The organism is Bordetella sp. MIP270_01_BMS, from assembly GCF_054958705.1.
Genome location: NZ_CM143297.1, coordinates 3523898 through 3540787, shown reverse-complemented (window position 1 = coordinate 3540787; position 16890 = coordinate 3523898). Strand labels below are relative to the sequence as shown.

The window sequence follows — 16890 nt, the reverse complement described above, 5'->3', positions numbered from 1 at the left end:
CCCGCAGGGCGCGTGGCCGCTCATCGGGAAGTCAGCTGCGCCCAGCGGGGGCCCAGCGCAGCAAGGTTGGCGGCCCAGAAGCCGGAGTCGAGCTGCACCTGCTGCTGCAGATTGCGAGGCTCGGTCGGCAGCGCCCTGGCCAGGGACTCGTCGGTAATCATGCCGAGCGCGCGGGAATTCGACGGTCCCGTGAACGTGATCGCCGCCAGCTCCGCCTGCCGGTCCGGCCGGCTGCAGAAGCGCAGGAACGCCTCCGCATTGGCTTGGTTTGGCGCGTTCTTCGCCATCAGAGCACGAGTTGATTCATGACCGCCTGGTTGTACTGGAACCGCACGGGCATGCCTTGGGTACCAAGGTAGTACGCCCGATTGGAGGTGAGCTCCCCCATGTCGATCTCGCCGTTGACCAGCAGGCTCTCCATTTGCGCGTTGCTCTGGTACCAAACCGCAATCTGGGCCTTGATCTTCGCAAGCTTCGCGAAGGCGCGGTCGATTTTTGCCGTATCCATGGGATTGACCTGGTCCGTGGGCAACCCATCAGCCATGAGGGCGTACTCGGGATGCCGCACGGGCACACCGCCGAAGAAGGCCCGCCGTCCCTTGTAGCCTTCCGTATCCCAGAAGTCCGCCCAGGTCTTCGGCGCGCCTTTGGCGAAAGTATCGGCGTTGTAGGCGATGCCCCAGGACGTGGCTGCGTAGCCATACCCATACTCGCCGATGGCGCCGGGCAAATGCGCCCCGGCGTCAGCCACGCCGGAGAGATCCAATGCCCCAAGCAGCCCCTGGTTCGCGCCCATGATCGGCCAGAATGGCGGGCCGTCCAGCAGATCGATCTCGACCTTGCCCGCTTCCACCTGCGACTTGACGCGCGCCAGGCCCTGGCCGCCGTAGGTCACCTCGACCACGCGTATCCCTGTTTCCTTGGCGAACGGCGCAAAGAGCGCCTTGCGCATCGCGTCCTGGAAGGTGCCGCCCCAACCACTGACCACAAGCTGCCGGGATGCGGGCTGCGCCCGAAGTAACATAGGCACGCCCAGCAGCAGCGCACCGGATGCATATTTGAGGATCGTCCTTCTGGAGACTTGCGTCATGGCAGTGTTCCGAAAGAATTAACGGTTAAGGCGTCACTGATTTGAATCACGCACGCGCGCCGGACTTCTCGGCCATCACGCACAGCAGTTCGAACATGAGGTTCGCGGCAGTCACCGCAGTGATACCTGTCGGATCGTAGCAAGGCGCGACCTCTGAAATGTCTGCGCCCACCAGATCGGCCCCCCGCAGCGACCGGATGATCATCTGTACATCACGCGGCGTGAGCCCGCCTATCTCGGGCACCGGCGTACCAGGGCAGAACGACGGATCGAGCCCGTCAATATCGATGGACATGTAGGTTCGGCCGGTGCCCAGCTTCTCGCGGATGATGGCCATCACCTTGTCGCGCCCCATCGCCTCGAACTCATCATAGGTGATGATTGTGTAGCCGGCCTCGTAGCCATAGGCGATGTCCTCGGACGAAAATCTCGAGCCGCGCATGCCCACCTGCACTACGCGGCTGGGATCGATCAGCTGCTCTTCCAGCACGCGCCGCATGAAGGTGGCATGGTTCACGCGCGTTCCGCACAGCTCGTCCAGCGTGTCGCCATGCGCATCGATGTGCAATATGCCCACCGGCTCCTGTCGCGCGATGCCCCGCAGAATCGGAGTAGGGATCGTGTGGTCGCCGCCGATGGCGATGGGCCGGATACCCAATTCAGTCATCTGCCGAAAGTGCTGCTCGATCGCCGCGAGGCTGCCGTCCTTATCCAGGGGGTTGACTGGCGCGTCCCCTATGTCGGCCACATTGCACAGCGCGTAGGGCTGCGTACCGAAGGTCGGATGGACCATCCGAATAATGCGGCTTGCCTGCCGTACCGCACCAGGCGCTTCCCTCGGACCGCCGCGATAATTCAGTCCGATGTCGAAGGGCACCCCCACCAAGCCGATGTCGATTTCCTCATTTATATCGATGCGCCTCGTACGAAGGAAGGTCGCGACGTCGGAGAAACGCGGAATCTTGGAGGCGTCAATAGGTGTGTATGCGGGATTGGCCATGGCTCTCATCGGTTAGGGTCAAAGATTGTCAAGAGCAAGGATGGCGTGCAGCAAGACATTGGCGCCCGCCGCGGCCTGCTCCTGAGTGATGCTCTCGGCCGGGTTGTGGCTGACGCCACCCAGGCAGGGCACAAAGATCATTCCGGTCGGACACACGCGCGCAACGTAGACCGCGTCATGCCCCGCGCCGCTGACGATGTCCATCGCCGAGTAGCCGCAGGAGACTGCCGCCTGGCGCACCGCCGCCACACACTCGGGAGCGAAGGGCAGCTCGGGAGAAGTCCCGAACTCCGTGCGCGTGATGGTGTAGCCGCGCTTACGCTCGGCGTGTGCTGCCGCCTCAAACCCGTCGATCAGGCTGCGCAATTCGCGTTGCATCGGATGCCGCAGATCCAGGGTGAAGCTGACCTGACGCGGAATCACACTGTGCGATCCGGGATCCGCCTGGATCGCGCCAACCGTGAAGCGTGCGTCCCGTGTGGCACGCGCTAGCGTTTCGCAAGCCGCGGCAATGCGCACAAAGGCGGACATAGGATCCAGCCTGTCCTGCATGGGCGTGGTGCCGGCATGGCTGGGCCTCCCCTGGATCGTGACATTGCTGAAGCTCATGGCCTGCGCATGCGTGACCACGCCGATCTGCTTGCCTTCCCGCTCAAGCACGGGCCCCTGCTCGATATGCAGTTCGAGGAAGGTACGGAAACGCCGCTGGCCGACGCGCTCGCTGCCGCGATAGCCGATGGCCTGCAATGCAGACTGAAATCCAATGCCGTCGGCATCCCGCCACTGCTCAACGTCGGACTTGGGAAAAATGCCCGCATACACGCCGCTGGCCGCCATCGACGGCTTGAAACGCCCACCCTCTTCCGCAGTCCAATTGACCACAGTCAGCGGATGGCGAAGCGCGATGCCTGCATCGCGCAACACGCGGGCGATTTCCAGACCGGCCAGCACGCCCAGCACGCCATCGAACCGTCCGCCGGTGCACTGCGTGTCGAGATGGCTACCCGTTGCAATGGCCAGCCGCCCCGCCTCAGTTCCCGGCAGCGTCGCGTACATGGTTCCCAGCTCGTCCACCGCCACCTCCATGTCCGCTTGCGTGCACCAGCCGGCAAACAGGTCGCGCCCGATCTTGTCCGCCTCGGTGAGCGCCTCCCGGTTCAGCCCGCCCTCGGGCGTGGCGCCGATGCGGCCATGCTCCATGATGGACTGCCACAGGCGATCGCTGTCGACACGCAAGACCGGCTTCATGCGCGCATCCCCGTGTGGCCATCGGCAGCCTCCAGTCCGTGGTCAAGCGCGTCCAGGACGGCATGCAGGTCGGACTCCTCCATCACGAATGCCGGCGCGAGGAACAGCGATGCGCTCTCGCCACTGGTGCCGATGAGTGCGCCGGCCTCCAGTGCACGATTGGATACCTTCGATGCCAGCGGTTCGGCGCTCGAGTTACCTTCCCAGGTGCGCCAGTCCTCGCCATGCAACTCAACCGTCCAGTGCAGACCGTTGCCGTCCACGCGTGCGACCGACGGATGCCTGGCGGCGATCTCGAGCAATCGGTGTTCCATTAGGGCTTCCAGATGCTTGACTCGCCCCACGAGTTTGTCGCGTCTGAGTATCCGCAGGTAGGCACGCACGCAGGCCATCGCCACCGGATGAGCGCGCAAGGTGGAGTAGGTCTGCCAGCTCTTGCCGCGCATTTCGTCCACGATGTCCTGGGAAAGCACCACCGCGCCGATGGGCGCGAGGCCGCCTGCCAGCCCCTTGCCCATAGTCACGACGTCGGGACGCGAGGCTGCGCCCTGGAAAGCGAACATTCGGCCGACGCGTCCCGCACCGGTCACGACTTCGTCAGCGATCCACAGCGAACCCGCGTCGCGCGCGGCTTTGGCCACGGCGTCCTGGTACTGCGGATCGTAGTAGATGCCGCCCTGGGTGTAGTCGATGATGGTTGCCGCCACGCCGTCCAGTGTGTTCCGCAAGCCCGCGAGCCGCTCGTGCAATGGCCTGTCGTCTGCAACCGGGCCGTACTTGGCTCCCATAGGCTCGGGAATCTGCCGAATATCAAACGGATTGGGCACGGGCCGCGATGGCGCGTCCTTGACCGACAGGCCACCATGCCACTGCGGCTGCACGGTGAGATGCTGCGACACTCCCGACATGCCGTGATAGGCGCGCACGCGCGTCGCAAACGCCTGGCGCCCGGTGAGCACTTGTGACAGCGACAGCGCCATGTCGTTGGCCTCGCTACCGGACAGGAAGAACCGCACGCCGGCGGCCCACGGTTCACCGGGAAAGGCGATATCGATCAGGTCCTGGGCGGCCTGCTCGCGCTCGGCCCAGAACCACCCCTCATTGATCACCGGGCTGGCGGCCGCCTTGCACACCGCCTCCACAAGCTCGGGGTGCCCATGGCCAAGCGGCCCGCCCGTATTGGAAGCGTCGATGACCTGCCGGCCATCGTCCAGCAGGAAGCGCACGCCGGCGCCGCCCACCACTTTCCAGCGCGGGCCACTGCCAGCGTTCAGGCCGGTACGAATCAACGGACTCATTGACTTCCCCTGCTGGCTTGCGCCGCGAAGGTTTGCTTGCGGTAGGTGTCCTTCACCGCGATCAGCCCCTCGCGAAGCACGAACAGGTCACAGCCGCGCATGTGCACACGTTCGCCTTCCACGGAGGTGCCACGAAACGTCCACTGACTGAAGGCGCGGTCTCCATCGATGGCGTGGATGGGATCCGCCCACCTAGCGTCCGGGTACAGCCGCCAGATCGCGGCGAAGGCCTGGCGCAACTGCGCATGCCCTTTCCACACCGTCCCTTCGGGGCCCGGGCCAGCGGCGCCGTAAAACACCGCGTCCTCGGTCATGCATGCCAACAAGCGATCGGCATCATGGGCATTCCATGCGGCCGCGAACTCATCGAGAAGTTGTCTGGTAGGAAGATTCTGCATAGCCCGCCGCCGATTCCTGACACGTTTTCGGAATAATAATCCAGAAAACAGAATCTGCAAGCGTGGCAAGGGTATATCCCAATGCCCTGTGTCCGGGGCGGGACCGCGTTCAGTTGGCTAGCAGTTGGGACAGTCGCGCCGCTTCATCCAGCAGCCGATGGACGCTTTCTTGCGCGGACGCCTCCGACACGCGGCTGGCGGGTCCAACAAAACCGAGCGCCCCGGCAAGATGCCCTCGGTGAAACACCGGCGCAGCCGCGGAGTAGACATCGCGATCGAGTTCACCGACGTTGATCGCATAGCCCTTTGCGCGCACGTCCGCAAAAACCGCCAGCAGCTTGCGTTTGTCGGTAAGGGTCTCAGGCTGGTACTGCTCGAACTGTGCTTCCGCGACCACTTGACGCAGGTCCTGGTGGCCGAAGGCGGCAATTACCTTTCCTGTTGCGGTGGCGTGGATCGGATAGCTATACCCAGGATGCACGAACGCCCGGGCGCCGACCTCGGGTACCTTGTAGCGCAGCAGTTGCGGGCCGCCCAGCGTCGCCAGCACAAAGAAACTGGTTTCTTCCACAGACAGGGCGATGGATTCGAGCGCCGGATCCAGCAACTGTTCGATACGATCCGTGCCCCCCAGCAGAAGCGACAACCGGTGCGCCCTGCTGCCCGGTACATAAGTCTTGGACTGCGCATCGAAGGTGAGCATGCCCGTTTCGACAAGGTTCGAAGCCAGCCGGTAGGTACTGGATTGCGGAAGTCCGCTGCGCTGGACCATCTCGATAAGAGACATCGGCCGCCGCGCGCTGGCGACGATATCGAGCAAGTGGAAGGCTCGGTCGAGCGGATTGCTCATGGGAGTCGGGCTTGGATCATGACAACGCTCAAAGTGTAGCCCGACAGCCGGCCGATCCCAAAAAAAGAGCGGGCACCCCATGGGGTGCCCGCCCTTGAACGGCACAGGGCTCCGCTCAGGCCTTCAGCAACAAGGCGTTCAGGCGCTTGACGAACGCGGCCGGATCGGCAATTTGCGCGCCTTCCGCCAGCAGCGCCTGATCCAGCAGCAACCGGGCCCATTGATCGAACTCGGCTTCATCCGCGTCACGCACCCGGGCGATCAGCGCGTGCTCCGGATTGATCTCGAGCACGGGCTTCACATCGGGCGCTTCCTGCCCGGCGGCTTTCAACATGCGCAGCAGATGCGGGCTGAGCTCGTTCTGCCCCACCACCACGCAAGCAGGCGAATCCACCAGCCGCAAAGTCACGCGCACCTCTTTCACCTGGTCTTCCAGGGCCTTCTGCAGGCGCTCGACCAGCGGCTTCAATGACTCGGCCACTTCCGATTGCTTCTTCTTCTCTTCCTCGTCCGCCAGCTCGGCCAGATCCAGGCCGCCCTTGGCCACCGACACCAGCGATTTGCCGTCGAACTCACGCAGGTACGAAAGCATCCACTCGTCCACCCGGTCCGACAGCAGCAGGACTTCAATTCCCTTCTTGCGGAAAATCTCCAGGTGCGGGCTGTTGCTGGCTGCGCCAAAACTGTCGGCCGTCACGTAGTAGATCTTGTCCTGCCCTTCTTTCATGCGCGACACATAGTCGGCCAGCGCAACGGTCTGGGCAGCGTCGCCCGATTGCGTCGAAGCGAAGCGCAGCAGCTTTGCAATACGCTCCAGGTTGCCGGCGTCTTCGCCGGTGCCCTCTTTCAGCACCTGTCCGAACTCAGTCCAGAATGTGGCGTAGTCTTCGGGCTTGTTCTCGGCCAGGTCTTCCAGCAGCGACAGCACGCGCTTGGCCGAGCCTTCACGTATGGCCCGCACATCGCGGCTTTCCTGAAGAATCTCGCGTGACACGTTCAGCGGCAGGTCGGCCGAGTCGATCACGCCGCGCACAAAGCGCAAATACGAAGGCAGCAGCTGTTCGGCGTCGTCCATGATGAACACGCGCTTCACATACAGCTTCACGCCGCGCCGCGCATCGCGATCCCACAGGTCGAAAGGCGCGTGCTTCGGCACGTAGAGCAGTTGCGTATATTCGCTGCGCCCTTCCACCCGGTTGTGCGTCCAGGCCAACGGGTCATCGTAGTCGTGCGAAACCGTCTTGTAGAACTCGCGATATTGCTCGTCGGTGACGTCGCTCTTGCTGCGCGTCCACAGGGCATTGGCCTGGTTGACCGTTTCGAGTTCTTCGCGCTTGACCTGCTCGCCCTTGTCGGCATCCCACTCTTCCTTGGCCATGCGTATCGGCAGCGAAATGTGGTCTGAGTAACGGCGCAGAATCTCGCGCAGCTTCCAGCCGCTGAGCAGTTCGTCCTGGTCTTCGCGCAAATGCAGGGTAACGTCGGTGCCGCGAGTCGCCTTCTCGGCCGCCGCAATGCTGAATTCACCCTGGCCGTCGGATTCCCACTGTATGGCTTGGGTCGCGCCAGCCCGGCGGCTCAGCACCGTCACCTTGTCCGCCACAATGAACGACGAATAAAAACCCACCCCGAACTGGCCGATCAGCTGGGCATCCTTCTGCTTGTCGCCCGTCAACTGCGAAAAGAACTCCCGCGTACCCGAGCGCGCAATCGTGCCCAGGTTCGCAATGGCCTCGTCGCGCGACAAGCCGATTCCGTTATCGGAAATCGTGATGGTCCGGGCGCTCTTGTCATACTCGACGCGGATGGCAAGTTCGCTATCGCCTTCCAGCAGCTCGGGCTGGTCAATGGCCTCGAAGCGCAGCTTGTCGCACGCGTCCGAGGCATTCGACACCAGTTCGCGCAGGAAGATCTCTTTGTTGCTGTACAGCGAGTGGATCATCAGGTGCAGCAGCTGCTTCACCTCTGCCTGGAAGCCCAGAGTTTCCGGCGTAGCGGGCGTAGTGGCTTGATTCATAGTGGCGTAAAAGTAAAAAACAAATTCGGGACGGAACCCCGGCGAGCGGGCACAGATCCCGGAAGTTATAAATGGCCTGCCTGTTATAGGGGCGGCCATTCTCAATTTCAAGGGCCCCTGCGCATAGCGGGCGTATCATCGTAAGGATCACGCGTCATTGTCTTTCGTCAAGGCCACGGCTAGGCCCCCCCGATAAACTCCCATCCCGTGCCACACGCCGCCCGCATCAGCCGGTGCGCCCGTCGCTCTATTACCGGAGAATCCCTATGTTTGCCAAAGCCACCCTCGCCGTCCTGCTGTCGGCGGCCAGCCTGCCCGTTCTCGCCGCGCAGTGCGAAGTCACCGTCGAAAGCAACGACGCCATGCAGTTCCTCACCAAAGAAATCGTCATCGATCCCAGCTGCAAAGAATTCACCGTACAGCTGAAGCACATTGGCAAAATGGCCAAGGCCGCCATGGGCCACAACTGGGTGCTCACCAAGCAGGCCGACATGCAGCCCGTCGCCACCGACGGCATGGCCGCCGGCCTGGCCAACGACTACGTCAAGTCGGGTGATGCCCGCGTCATCGCGCACACCAAGCTCATCGGTGGCGGCGAATCCGACACCGTCAAATTCGACACCGCCAAGCTGGCCGCCGGCGAAACCTACGCATTCTTCTGCTCCTTCCCGGGCCATTGGGCCATCATGAAAGGCACCTTGAAGGTCGGCGGCTAAGCCTCGGCCCCTTGCCATGGCAGGCGCCCCGCGAGGGCGCCTTTTTCTTGCCCGCGCTCGGCGCCGCGTGCCGGCCGTCCGCTTTTGCGCGCCACGTCCAGCCGGGCGATACACCGCCCCCATTCGTCCGCATCGCGCGCCGGCGTACGCCGGAAAAACCCGCACCGAACCCGGCGTACACCCACGATTCGCCGGCGCGGGTCCGTTGCCACGCGTCGCGAGGCTTCCCGGCCACCGCCCCATCACCCCACAACCCACAACCCACAACCCCACGCCCAGCATATTGCCCCGCTGGGTCTCATCCCACCCTGAATCCAGACTTTTCATCGCTCTTGACTTCAGACAAGGACCGTCCGCCGTCGGCTATTTAGCATGCGACACCAACACGCTTTCAGAGTCGTCGCATGCCAAGGCGCACCGCTTCAGCAGGTATTTTCTTCCCGTTCCGGGCGCTATGCATTCTCATCCTGGCGTGCACCGCCTGGCTGGCCCCACCGGCGCATGCGCAACGACTTGCCCATTTTCTGTCGCAGTTCACGCCCGCGGAACTCTATCCCGGCGCCGACCGACTGGGCGCGCCCGAAGGCCAGCCCCTGGTGGCCCGAGCCTATGCCGGCAACCAGCCGCTAGGCTACGTCTATCTCACCACCGATGTCGTCAACACCCGCGGCTACTCCAGCAAGCCCATCGACGTCGTAGTAGGCCTGGCTGATGACGGCCGTATCGTCGCCGCCCGCCTGGTCGAACATCATGAGCCCATCGTCCTCATCGGCATCCCCCAGGCCAAGGTCGAAGCCTTCATCCATGGCTACGTCGGCCTGAACTTCATCGAATCCCCGCCGCGCCATGGCGCGTCCCCGCCGGTCGACATCATCAGTGGCGCCACGGTCACGCTCATGGTCATCGGCGACAGCATCACCCGGTCGGCCATTGCCGTGGCGCGCGCCCACGGCGTGGCCGGCGCCGGCCAGGCGGCGGGCACCCCTGCCAGCCAAATCGCCGCGGCGCCTGCCCGCACCATCGACACCACCTTGGGCGAGGTCCGATCCTGGCAAGCGCTGCTCGACACCGGCGCCGTCCAGCGCCTGCAGCTCTCGGTTGAAAACGTCAACCAGGCCTTCGCCCAAGCCGGTCGCACCGACGCCGCCTCACGCCCCGAGACCGCCGACCCGGCCGACACCTTCATCGATCTGTACGCAGCCCTGGTAAGCGTTCCCGGCATCGGTCGCAGCCTGCTCGGCGATGCCACCTGGCAGCACCTTTCCCAGCGCTTGCGTCCAGGGCAACACGCCCTGCTCGTAGCCGGCAACGGTGCATACTCGTTCAAGGGTTCCGGCTACGTGCGTGGCGGCATTTTCGACCGCATAGAAATCATCCAGCAAGAAGCGAGCTTCCGCTTCCGCGATCGCAATCACCAACGCCTGGCCGATGTGGTTGCTCCCGGCGCTCCTGCGTTTGCCGAAGTGGCCCTGTTCGTCGTGCCCGACGACGCCGCATTCGACCCGGTCTCCCCATGGCGCCTGCAGCTCATGGTGCAGCGAGTTCTCAATGTGCAAGACAAGGCCTTCGTCACCTTCGACTTGCCTTACGAATTGCCCCAGGCTTACACGCAGCCCGTGCCATCCGTCGCGGCATCCACGGCGCCGTCGGCGGCGGCTCCTTCCGCCCCCGCCGACGGCGCGGCCCTCCAGGAAGCAGCGCCCGCGCTCTGGAAACAAATCTGGCTGGCCAAGCAGGGGCAGGTCGTCATACTGTGCATCAGCCTGGCCGTACTGGCGGGCATCTTCTTCTTCCAAGACCAACTGGCGCGCCGCCCCGAACTCTACGACCGCACCCGCCTGGCGTTCCTGGCCTTCACGCTGTTCTTCATCGGTTGGTACTCACAGGCGCAGTTGTCTGTCGTCAACGTGCTTACCTTCACCACGGCACTGCGCACCGAATTCCGTTGGGACGCCTTCCTGATGGATCCGCTCGTGTTCCTGTTGTGGTGCGCCACCGCCATTTCCATGGTGTTCTGGAACCGAGGCACCTTCTGCGGATGGCTGTGCCCGTTCGGGGCCCTGCAAGAACTTACCAACCGCGCGGCCAAGCGCCTGGGCATTCGGCAGATCTCGGTCGCGCACGGCGTCAACCAACGTCTTGCCGCCATCAAGTACGTCATCTTCCTGCTGCTGTTCGGATTCTCGCTCTACGACCTGGCATTCGCCGAACGCCTGGCAGAAGTCGAACCCTTCAAGACCGCCATCATCCTGCGCTTCGTCCGCGACTGGCCGTTCGTCGTGTTCGCCGTGCTTCTGGTCGTGGCTGGCTTGTTCATCGAACGCTTCTATTGCCGCTACCTGTGCCCCATGGGTGCGGCCCTGGCCATCCCTGCCCGCCTGCGCATCTTCAATTGGCTGCGCCGCTACCACGAATGCGGCAACCCCTGCCAACGCTGCAACGTCGAATGCCCCGTGCAAGCCATCGAACCCACCGGCGCCATCAACCCCAACGAGTGCATCCAGTGCCTGCACTGCCAGATGCTCTACCACCACGACACAAAGTGTCCGCATCTCATCCAGAAAAAAGGCAAGCGCGAACGTCGGCGCGCACCGCCCGACGAAGCCGTGTTGCAACGCATGCCCAGCCCTCAGGCCACTTCCGCCTCTGGCGCAGCCAACCCTTGACCCACTGGCCCCAAGCCACCCCAACTAGGAGTTATCCATGTCCGATCAGAAACCAGACCGAACCGGACTCAGCCGCCGCGGTTTTCTGGGCACCGCCGCACTCTCCGGTGCCGCAGGGCTCGTGGGCAGCGCGCACCTCAGCGGCGCACACGCCAAAGACACCAAGTCTGGCGGCCAAACCGGCCACATCGCCCCGGGCGAACTCGACGAATACTATGCCTTCAACTCCGGCGGCCAATCGGGCGAAGTCCGTATCCTGGGCCTGCCGTCCATGCGCGAACTCATGCGCATTCCGGTGTTCAACCATTGCAGCGCCACCGGCTGGGGCGTCACCAATGAAAGCCGCAAAGTCCTTACCGAGGGTCTCACGCCTGAAACGCGCGAATACCTCAAAGACAAGGGCGGCGTCTATCTGAACGGCGACGCGCACCACCCGCACATGTCGTTCACCGACCGCACCTACGACGGCCGCTACATCTACATCAACGACAAGGCCAACAATCGTGTCGCGCGCATCCGGTGCGACGTCATGAAAACCGACAAGATCCTCGAAATTCCCAATGCGTCGGGCATTCATGGCTTGCGCCCCCAGCGCTATCCGCGCACCGGCTATGTCTTCGCCAACGGCGAACACATCGTGCCCATCCCCAACAACGGCACCATCACCGACAATCCCAAGGAAAACTTCTTTGCCATCTATACCGCCATCGATGGCGAAACGATGAAGGTGGCCTGGCAGGTTCTGGTAGACGGCAACCTCGACAACGGCGACGCCGACTACCAGGGCAAGTACGCCTTCGCCACCTGCTACAACTCCGAGAAGGGCATCACAGTCGAAGAAGCGTCAGCCAACGAGCAAGACTGGGTCGTGGTCTTCAATATCAAGCGCATCGAAGAAGCCATCAAGTCCGGCGACTTCAAAACCATGGGGGGCGTGCCCGTCGTCGACGGCCGGCACGGCTCCCGGTACACCCGCTACATTCCCGTGCCGAATTCGCCCCACGGGTGCAATGCCGCCCCCGATGGCATCCACGTCGTGCTCAACGGCAAGCTGTCGCCCACGGTCACCGTGGTCGACGTACGCAAGCTCGACGACCTGTTCGACGACAAGATCAAACCGCGCGACTGCGTCGTGGCCGAACCCCAGCTGGGCCTGGGGCCCCTGCACACGGCCTTCGACGGGCGCGGCAACGCCTACACCACCTTGTTCATCGACAGCCAGATGGTCAAGTGGAACCTCGAAAAGGCCCGCCGCGCCTACCAGGGTGAAAAGGTCGACCCCATCATCCAGAAGCTCGACGTCCATTACCAGCCCGGCCACAACCACAGCACCATGGGCGAAACTCGGGAAGCCGACGGAAAATGGCTGGTGTCGCTGAACAAGTTCTCCAAAGACCGCTTCCTCAACGTCGGTCCGCTCAAGCCCGAAAATGATCAGCTCATCGACATCTCGGGCGATGAGATGAAGCTGGTGCACGACGGCCCCAGCTTCGCCGAACCTCACGACATGCTGCTGGTGCACCGGTCCAAGGTACACCCGATCAGCGCCTGGAAACGCGACGACCCCATGTGGGAAGACGCCCGTCAATTGGCCAAGAAAGACGGCGTCGTGCTCGAAGAAGCTGCCAAGGTAGTGCGTGACGGCAACAAGGTGCGCGTCTACATGATCGCCGTGGCGCCCATGTTCAGCGTGAAGCAGTTCGAGGTCAACCAGGGCGACGAGGTCACCGTCGTCGTCACCAACATGGAAGTCATCGAAGATCTCACCCACGGTTTCACGCTCGAAGGCCACGGCATCGCCATGGAAATCGGGCCTCAGGCCACCGCCTCGGTCACGTTCACCGCCGACCGTCCGGGCATCTTCTGGTACTACTGCCAGTGGTTCTGTCATGCGCTGCACATGGAAATGTCGGGGCACATGATCGTGCGGCCCAAGAAGGCCTAGATCGCATGTCAGTTGTGCCTTGCGCCGCAGCACGCGGCGCACTCCTGGCCGCCGCGCTGTCCGGGCTTGTCCTGGCCGGCACGGCGCTGGGGGCCACCATCCCCGTACCCGGCGGCGCCAACCTGCAACAAGCGGTCGACGCCGCCGCACCCGGCGACGTGCTCCAGCTCGCCCCAGGCAGCTACCCGGGCAGGCTAGTCATCGACAAACCGCTTACGCTCGAAGGCCCGCCCGACCGATCCGCCATCATCCTGGGCGACCGCCAGGGGCGCACGGTGTGGGTCCGCGCTCCGCAAGTCACGCTGCGCCATCTGGGCATAAGGCAATCCGGCCTCGACCTGCCCGCTATGGACGCCGGCATCTTCCTCGACCGCACCGCCCATCACGCCGTCGTCGAACACAACGACATCATCGACAACCTGATGGGTGTCTACATATGGGGTCCCGACGCCGCACTGGTACGCGCCAACCGCATCATCGGCAATACCGAACTCCGGGTGGCCGAACGCGGCAACGGCGTGTCGCTCTGGAACAGCCCGGGCACCCAGGTGCTCGACAACGAAATCTCGGCCGGCCGCGACGGCATTTTCTCCAACACCAGCAAGAACAATCTATTTCGCGGCAACCGCTTTCGCCAGCTTCGCTATGGCGTGCACTACATGTACACCAACGATAGCGAAGTCAGCGAAAACATCTCTGAAGACAACGACATCGGCTACGCCATCATGTATTCGCACCGCCTGGTGGTGCGCGACAACGTAGCCCTGCGCAGCAACGACCAAGGCCTGATGTTCAACTACGCCAACGACGCCGTCATCACCGGCAACACCGTGCGCGGCGGCGCCAAGTGCGCGTTTCTCTACAACGCCAACAACAACCGCTTCGAAACCAACCACTTCCACGACTGCGATATCGGCATCCACTTCACCGCCGGTTCCGACGGCAACACCATATCGGGCAACGCATTCGTCAATAACCAGAATCAGGTCAAGTACGTGGGCACCCGCGTCATCGAATGGTCGCGCAACGGCCGCGGCAACTACTGGAGCGACAACACCGCCTTCGATCTCGACGCCGACGGCATCGCAGACACCGCTTACCGTCCCAACGGCATCATCGACCAGGTACTCTGGCGGGCCCCGGCGGCGCGCATCCTCCTGAACAGCCCCGCCGTATCCATCGTGCGCTGGGCTCAATCCCAGTTCCCGGCCCTGCTGCCCGGCGGCGTGATCGACAGCGCTCCGCTGATGCGTCCACCCGTTTTCCCCGAGCCATCGCTGGCTGTCGCCGCGCCATGAGCACCATTCAAGTCGAACTGGCCGCGGTCGCCAAGCATTACGGCACACAGCGCGCGCTGGAAAACCTGAACCTGCAGCTCCACGCAGGTGAATGCGTGGCCTTGGCCGGCCACAATGGCGCGGGCAAGAGCACGCTGATCAAGCTCATCCTGGGCCTGATACGTCCCAGCCTGGGCCGCGTCACACTGCGCGGCCACGAGGCCAGCAGCCGCCAGGCAGCGCAAATGCGCCACCACATCGGTTACCTTCCCGAAACGGTCGCGCTGCATCCCGCCATGACCGGCGCCGAAACCCTGGACTTCTATGCGCGGCTGAAACGGCAGCCACTTGAGCGCAATCCCGCCTTGCTTGAACGCGTCGGCATCGCCGATGCGGCACGCCGGCGCGTAGCCGGGTATTCCAAAGGCATGCGTCAGCGCCTTGCACTGGCCCAGGCCCTGCTGGGCCGTCCGCGCATCCTGCTGCTCGACGAACCCACCACCGGCCTCGATCCCGCTTCCCGCCTGATGTTCTACGACATCGTGCGCGAACTGCGCGACTCAGGCGCCGCCGTGCTCGTCAGTACGCATGCACTGGCCGAAATCGCGCATCACGTCGACCGTGTCGTCGTCATGAAACAAGGCCAAAAAATCGCCGACGGCACCCTGGCGCAACTACGCCAGACCACTGGCGCCTCCATGCGCATCACGATTACCCTGGCCGCGCCAGAGCCTCTTTCGGCTATGCCCCCGCCCTGGCGGCAAATCGGCCCCGCGCGCTTCGAACGCGCATGCACCGAGGCCGACAAAGTCCCCGCACTGCGAGCCCTCGCCGGCATCAAGCTGCCCATCAGCGACATCGACATCTACGTGCCCAGCCTCGACGAAATCTACGCCCACCTGCTCGAACGGAGAGACGCATGAACGCCGTCTTCGCCATCATCGGCAAAGAAATCCGCGACGGCCTGCGCAACCGCTGGGTGCTGGCCACGGCCCTGTTACTCGCCGCACTGGCGCTGTCGCTGGGGCTGCTGGGCAGTTCTCCCACCGGTGACGTCAAGGTCGACCCGCTCACCGTCACCGTCGTCAGCCTGTCCAGCCTGTCGATCTTCCTGGTGCCGCTCATAGCCATGCTGCTCGCCTACGATGCCATCGTCGGCGAAATCGACCGCGGCACGCTGGCCCTGCTGCTCAGCTATCCCGTGTCGCGGTGGCAGGTCATCGTCGGCAAATTTATCGGCCACCTGGCCATCCTGGCGCTGGCGACCACGGCCGGCTATGGCTTCGCCGGCCTGGCCCTGCAATGGCTGCACGGCGCCGCCGACGCCAGCGCCTGGCGGCCCTTCGCCCTGCTCATCGCCGCCAGCATCCTGCTGGGCGCCAGCTTTCTCGCCATGGGCTACCTCATCAGCACGCTGGTACGCGAACGTGCCACCGCCGCGGGCATAGCCATCGCCGTGTGGCTGTTCTTCGTCGTCATCTACGACATGGCCCTGCTGGGCCTGTTGGCCGTCGACCAGGGCCGCACCCTCACGCCCGCGGCGCTCGACATCCTGCTGCTGCTCAATCCGTCCGACGTTTATCGGCTCATGAACCTCACCGGCTTCGAAAACATCTCCCTGTACGCCGGCATGGCCGGCGTCGGCAGCCAGGCCAGCCTCGCGCTACCCACCCTGGCCGCCGCGCAGCTGCTCTGGATCGCCATCCCATTCCTGCTGGCGGCCCTGTCCTTCCATCGCAAATCGCTATGAGCCTGCCCGCCCACTTGCTGCGCTACATCGGCCGCCGGGCCCGCATGCTCGCGCTGGCCTGGCTCGCCGCAACCGCCCTGGCCTCTTGCACCGAAACCCAACATGTGGCCGCCCCGCCCAAGCCGCACACCGACGTCGCCGACGCCGTCGGCCACTACTGCGGCATGGCACTCACCGAACATACCGGTCCCAAGGGTCAGATTCTGCTTGAAGGCCACGACACACCCGTGTGGTTTTCCGCCATCAAGCAGGTCTTCGCCTACACCGTATTGCCCGAAGAACCCAAGACCCTGCGCGCCATCTACGTCAACGACATGGCTGGCGCCGAACGTGGCCAGGCGCCCGATCCCGCCGCCTGGATCGACGCCCGCAGCGCGTACTACGTCATCGAAAGCCGCTACATCGGCGGCATGGGCGCCGAAGACGCCATGCCCTTCAGCCAGCGAGATCAGGCCAAGGCCTTCGCCCAGATCCACGGCGGCCGCGTCGTCGTCTTCGAAGAAGTCCCCGAAAGCTACATCTTTTCCCAATAAGTGCCCGCGCCGCCACCCCAACCGACCCCGGTCGCACGCGGCCATAGTCCGGAATCCCATACGTCCAGCTACCACACGATCAAGCTTCAAACTTCAATCACC

15 protein-coding genes are annotated in these 16890 nt (G+C 63.8%); 7 read left to right on the top strand and 8 right to left on the bottom strand.

Going from position 1 to position 16890, the window contains the following annotated elements:
- Window positions 1-20 precede the first annotated feature (20 nt).
- The 8 genes from ACV17W_RS16620 to htpG all read right to left on the bottom strand — a co-directional run bounded on the left by ACV17W_RS16620 (window position 21) and on the right by htpG (window position 7901).
- Window positions 21-287 (bottom strand): hypothetical protein, encoded by a 267-nt coding sequence (locus tag ACV17W_RS16620; RefSeq protein WP_462593438.1) that lies wholly within the window; start codon window positions 285-287, stop codon window positions 21-23.
- A complete protein-coding gene (locus ACV17W_RS16615; protein ID WP_462593437.1) occupies window positions 287-1090 on the bottom strand; it encodes an extracellular solute-binding protein in 804 nt (267 codons plus the stop codon). The genes ACV17W_RS16620 and ACV17W_RS16615 overlap by 1 nt, the downstream gene beginning before the upstream one ends.
- 46 nt (window positions 1091-1136) lie before the next feature.
- Entirely contained in the window at window positions 1137-2090 is a 954-nt protein-coding gene (gene speB, locus ACV17W_RS16610; protein WP_462593436.1) for an agmatinase, read from the bottom strand.
- A gap of 18 nt (window positions 2091-2108) precedes the next feature.
- Window positions 2109-3338, bottom strand: coding sequence for an allantoate amidohydrolase (locus ACV17W_RS16605; RefSeq protein ID WP_462593435.1), 1230 nt, complete (start codon window positions 3336-3338; stop codon window positions 2109-2111).
- Window positions 3335-4636, bottom strand: coding sequence for an aminotransferase class III-fold pyridoxal phosphate-dependent enzyme (locus ACV17W_RS16600; protein WP_462593434.1), 1302 nt, complete (start codon window positions 4634-4636; stop codon window positions 3335-3337). Before ACV17W_RS16600 ends, ACV17W_RS16605 begins: the two co-directional genes overlap by 4 nt.
- A complete protein-coding gene (locus tag ACV17W_RS16595; protein ID WP_462593433.1) occupies window positions 4633-5034 on the bottom strand; it encodes a nuclear transport factor 2 family protein in 402 nt (133 codons plus the stop codon). Before ACV17W_RS16595 ends, ACV17W_RS16600 begins: the two co-directional genes overlap by 4 nt.
- Window positions 5035-5143: 109 nt before the next feature.
- Window positions 5144-5884, bottom strand: a complete 741-nt coding sequence (locus tag ACV17W_RS16590; protein ID WP_462593432.1) for an IclR family transcriptional regulator — start codon at window positions 5882-5884, stop codon at window positions 5144-5146.
- 115 nt (window positions 5885-5999) lie between these two features.
- Window positions 6000-7901 (bottom strand): molecular chaperone HtpG, encoded by a 1902-nt coding sequence (htpG, locus tag ACV17W_RS16585; RefSeq protein ID WP_462593431.1) that lies wholly within the window; start codon window positions 7899-7901, stop codon window positions 6000-6002.
- Between the two features lie 266 nt (window positions 7902-8167).
- On the opposite strand from htpG, the gene azu reads away from it, so the two are divergent.
- From azu to ACV17W_RS16550, 7 genes are all read left to right on the top strand, one after another.
- Window positions 8168-8617 carry an azurin gene (azu, locus tag ACV17W_RS16580; RefSeq protein WP_462593430.1) on the top strand — a complete coding sequence of 150 codons (450 nt, stop codon included), beginning with the start codon at window positions 8168-8170 and terminating at the stop codon, window positions 8615-8617.
- Window positions 8618-9021: 404 nt separating this feature from the next.
- On the top strand, window positions 9022-11283 hold the full coding sequence (locus tag ACV17W_RS16575) for a 4Fe-4S binding protein (protein ID WP_462593429.1): 2262 nt from the start codon (window positions 9022-9024) through the stop codon (window positions 11281-11283).
- 37 nt (window positions 11284-11320) lie between these two features.
- The gene (nosZ, locus tag ACV17W_RS16570) at window positions 11321-13228 is read left to right on the top strand and encodes a TAT-dependent nitrous-oxide reductase (RefSeq protein ID WP_462593428.1); all 1908 of its coding nucleotides are present in this window, start codon (window positions 11321-11323) and stop codon (window positions 13226-13228) included.
- Window positions 13229-13233: 5 nt separating this feature from the next.
- Window positions 13234-14526: a nitrous oxide reductase family maturation protein NosD gene (locus ACV17W_RS16565; protein ID WP_462593427.1), complete on the top strand. Its 1293-nt coding sequence runs from the start codon at window positions 13234-13236 to the stop codon at window positions 14524-14526.
- Window positions 14523-15428, top strand: a complete 906-nt coding sequence (locus ACV17W_RS16560) for an ABC transporter ATP-binding protein (protein WP_462593426.1) — start codon at window positions 14523-14525, stop codon at window positions 15426-15428. Before ACV17W_RS16565 ends, ACV17W_RS16560 begins: the two co-directional genes overlap by 4 nt.
- Window positions 15425-16255, top strand: a complete 831-nt coding sequence (locus ACV17W_RS16555; protein ID WP_462593425.1) for an ABC transporter permease — start codon at window positions 15425-15427, stop codon at window positions 16253-16255. The genes ACV17W_RS16560 and ACV17W_RS16555 overlap by 4 nt, the downstream gene beginning before the upstream one ends.
- Entirely contained in the window at window positions 16252-16788 is a 537-nt protein-coding gene (locus ACV17W_RS16550; RefSeq protein WP_462593424.1) for a nitrous oxide reductase accessory protein NosL, read from the top strand. The genes ACV17W_RS16555 and ACV17W_RS16550 overlap by 4 nt, the downstream gene beginning before the upstream one ends.
- Window positions 16789-16890 lie beyond the last annotated feature (102 nt).

Coding starts and splice junctions, on each gene's coding strand:
- ACV17W_RS16620 (WP_462593438.1), bottom strand. CDS start 287: ATGGCGAAGAACGCGCCAAACCAAGCCAATGCGGAGGCGTTCCTGCGC.
- ACV17W_RS16615 (WP_462593437.1), bottom strand. CDS start 1,090: ATGACGCAAGTCTCCAGAAGGACGATCCTCAAATATGCATCCGGTGCG.
- speB (WP_462593436.1), bottom strand. CDS start 2,090: ATGGCCAATCCCGCATACACACCTATTGACGCCTCCAAGATTCCGCGT.
- ACV17W_RS16605 (WP_462593435.1), bottom strand. CDS start 3,338: ATGAAGCCGGTCTTGCGTGTCGACAGCGATCGCCTGTGGCAGTCCATC.
- ACV17W_RS16600 (WP_462593434.1), bottom strand. CDS start 4,636: ATGAGTCCGTTGATTCGTACCGGCCTGAACGCTGGCAGTGGCCCGCGC.
- ACV17W_RS16595 (WP_462593433.1), bottom strand. CDS start 5,034: ATGCAGAATCTTCCTACCAGACAACTTCTCGATGAGTTCGCGGCCGCA.
- ACV17W_RS16590 (WP_462593432.1), bottom strand. CDS start 5,884: ATGAGCAATCCGCTCGACCGAGCCTTCCACTTGCTCGATATCGTCGCC.
- htpG (WP_462593431.1), bottom strand. CDS start 7,901: ATGAATCAAGCCACTACGCCCGCTACGCCGGAAACTCTGGGCTTCCAG.
- azu (WP_462593430.1), top strand. CDS start 8,168: ATGTTTGCCAAAGCCACCCTCGCCGTCCTGCTGTCGGCGGCCAGCCTG.
- ACV17W_RS16575 (WP_462593429.1), top strand. CDS start 9,022: ATGCCAAGGCGCACCGCTTCAGCAGGTATTTTCTTCCCGTTCCGGGCG.
- nosZ (WP_462593428.1), top strand. CDS start 11,321: ATGTCCGATCAGAAACCAGACCGAACCGGACTCAGCCGCCGCGGTTTT.
- ACV17W_RS16565 (WP_462593427.1), top strand. CDS start 13,234: ATGTCAGTTGTGCCTTGCGCCGCAGCACGCGGCGCACTCCTGGCCGCC.
- ACV17W_RS16560 (WP_462593426.1), top strand. CDS start 14,523: ATGAGCACCATTCAAGTCGAACTGGCCGCGGTCGCCAAGCATTACGGC.
- ACV17W_RS16555 (WP_462593425.1), top strand. CDS start 15,425: ATGAACGCCGTCTTCGCCATCATCGGCAAAGAAATCCGCGACGGCCTG.
- ACV17W_RS16550 (WP_462593424.1), top strand. CDS start 16,252: ATGAGCCTGCCCGCCCACTTGCTGCGCTACATCGGCCGCCGGGCCCGC.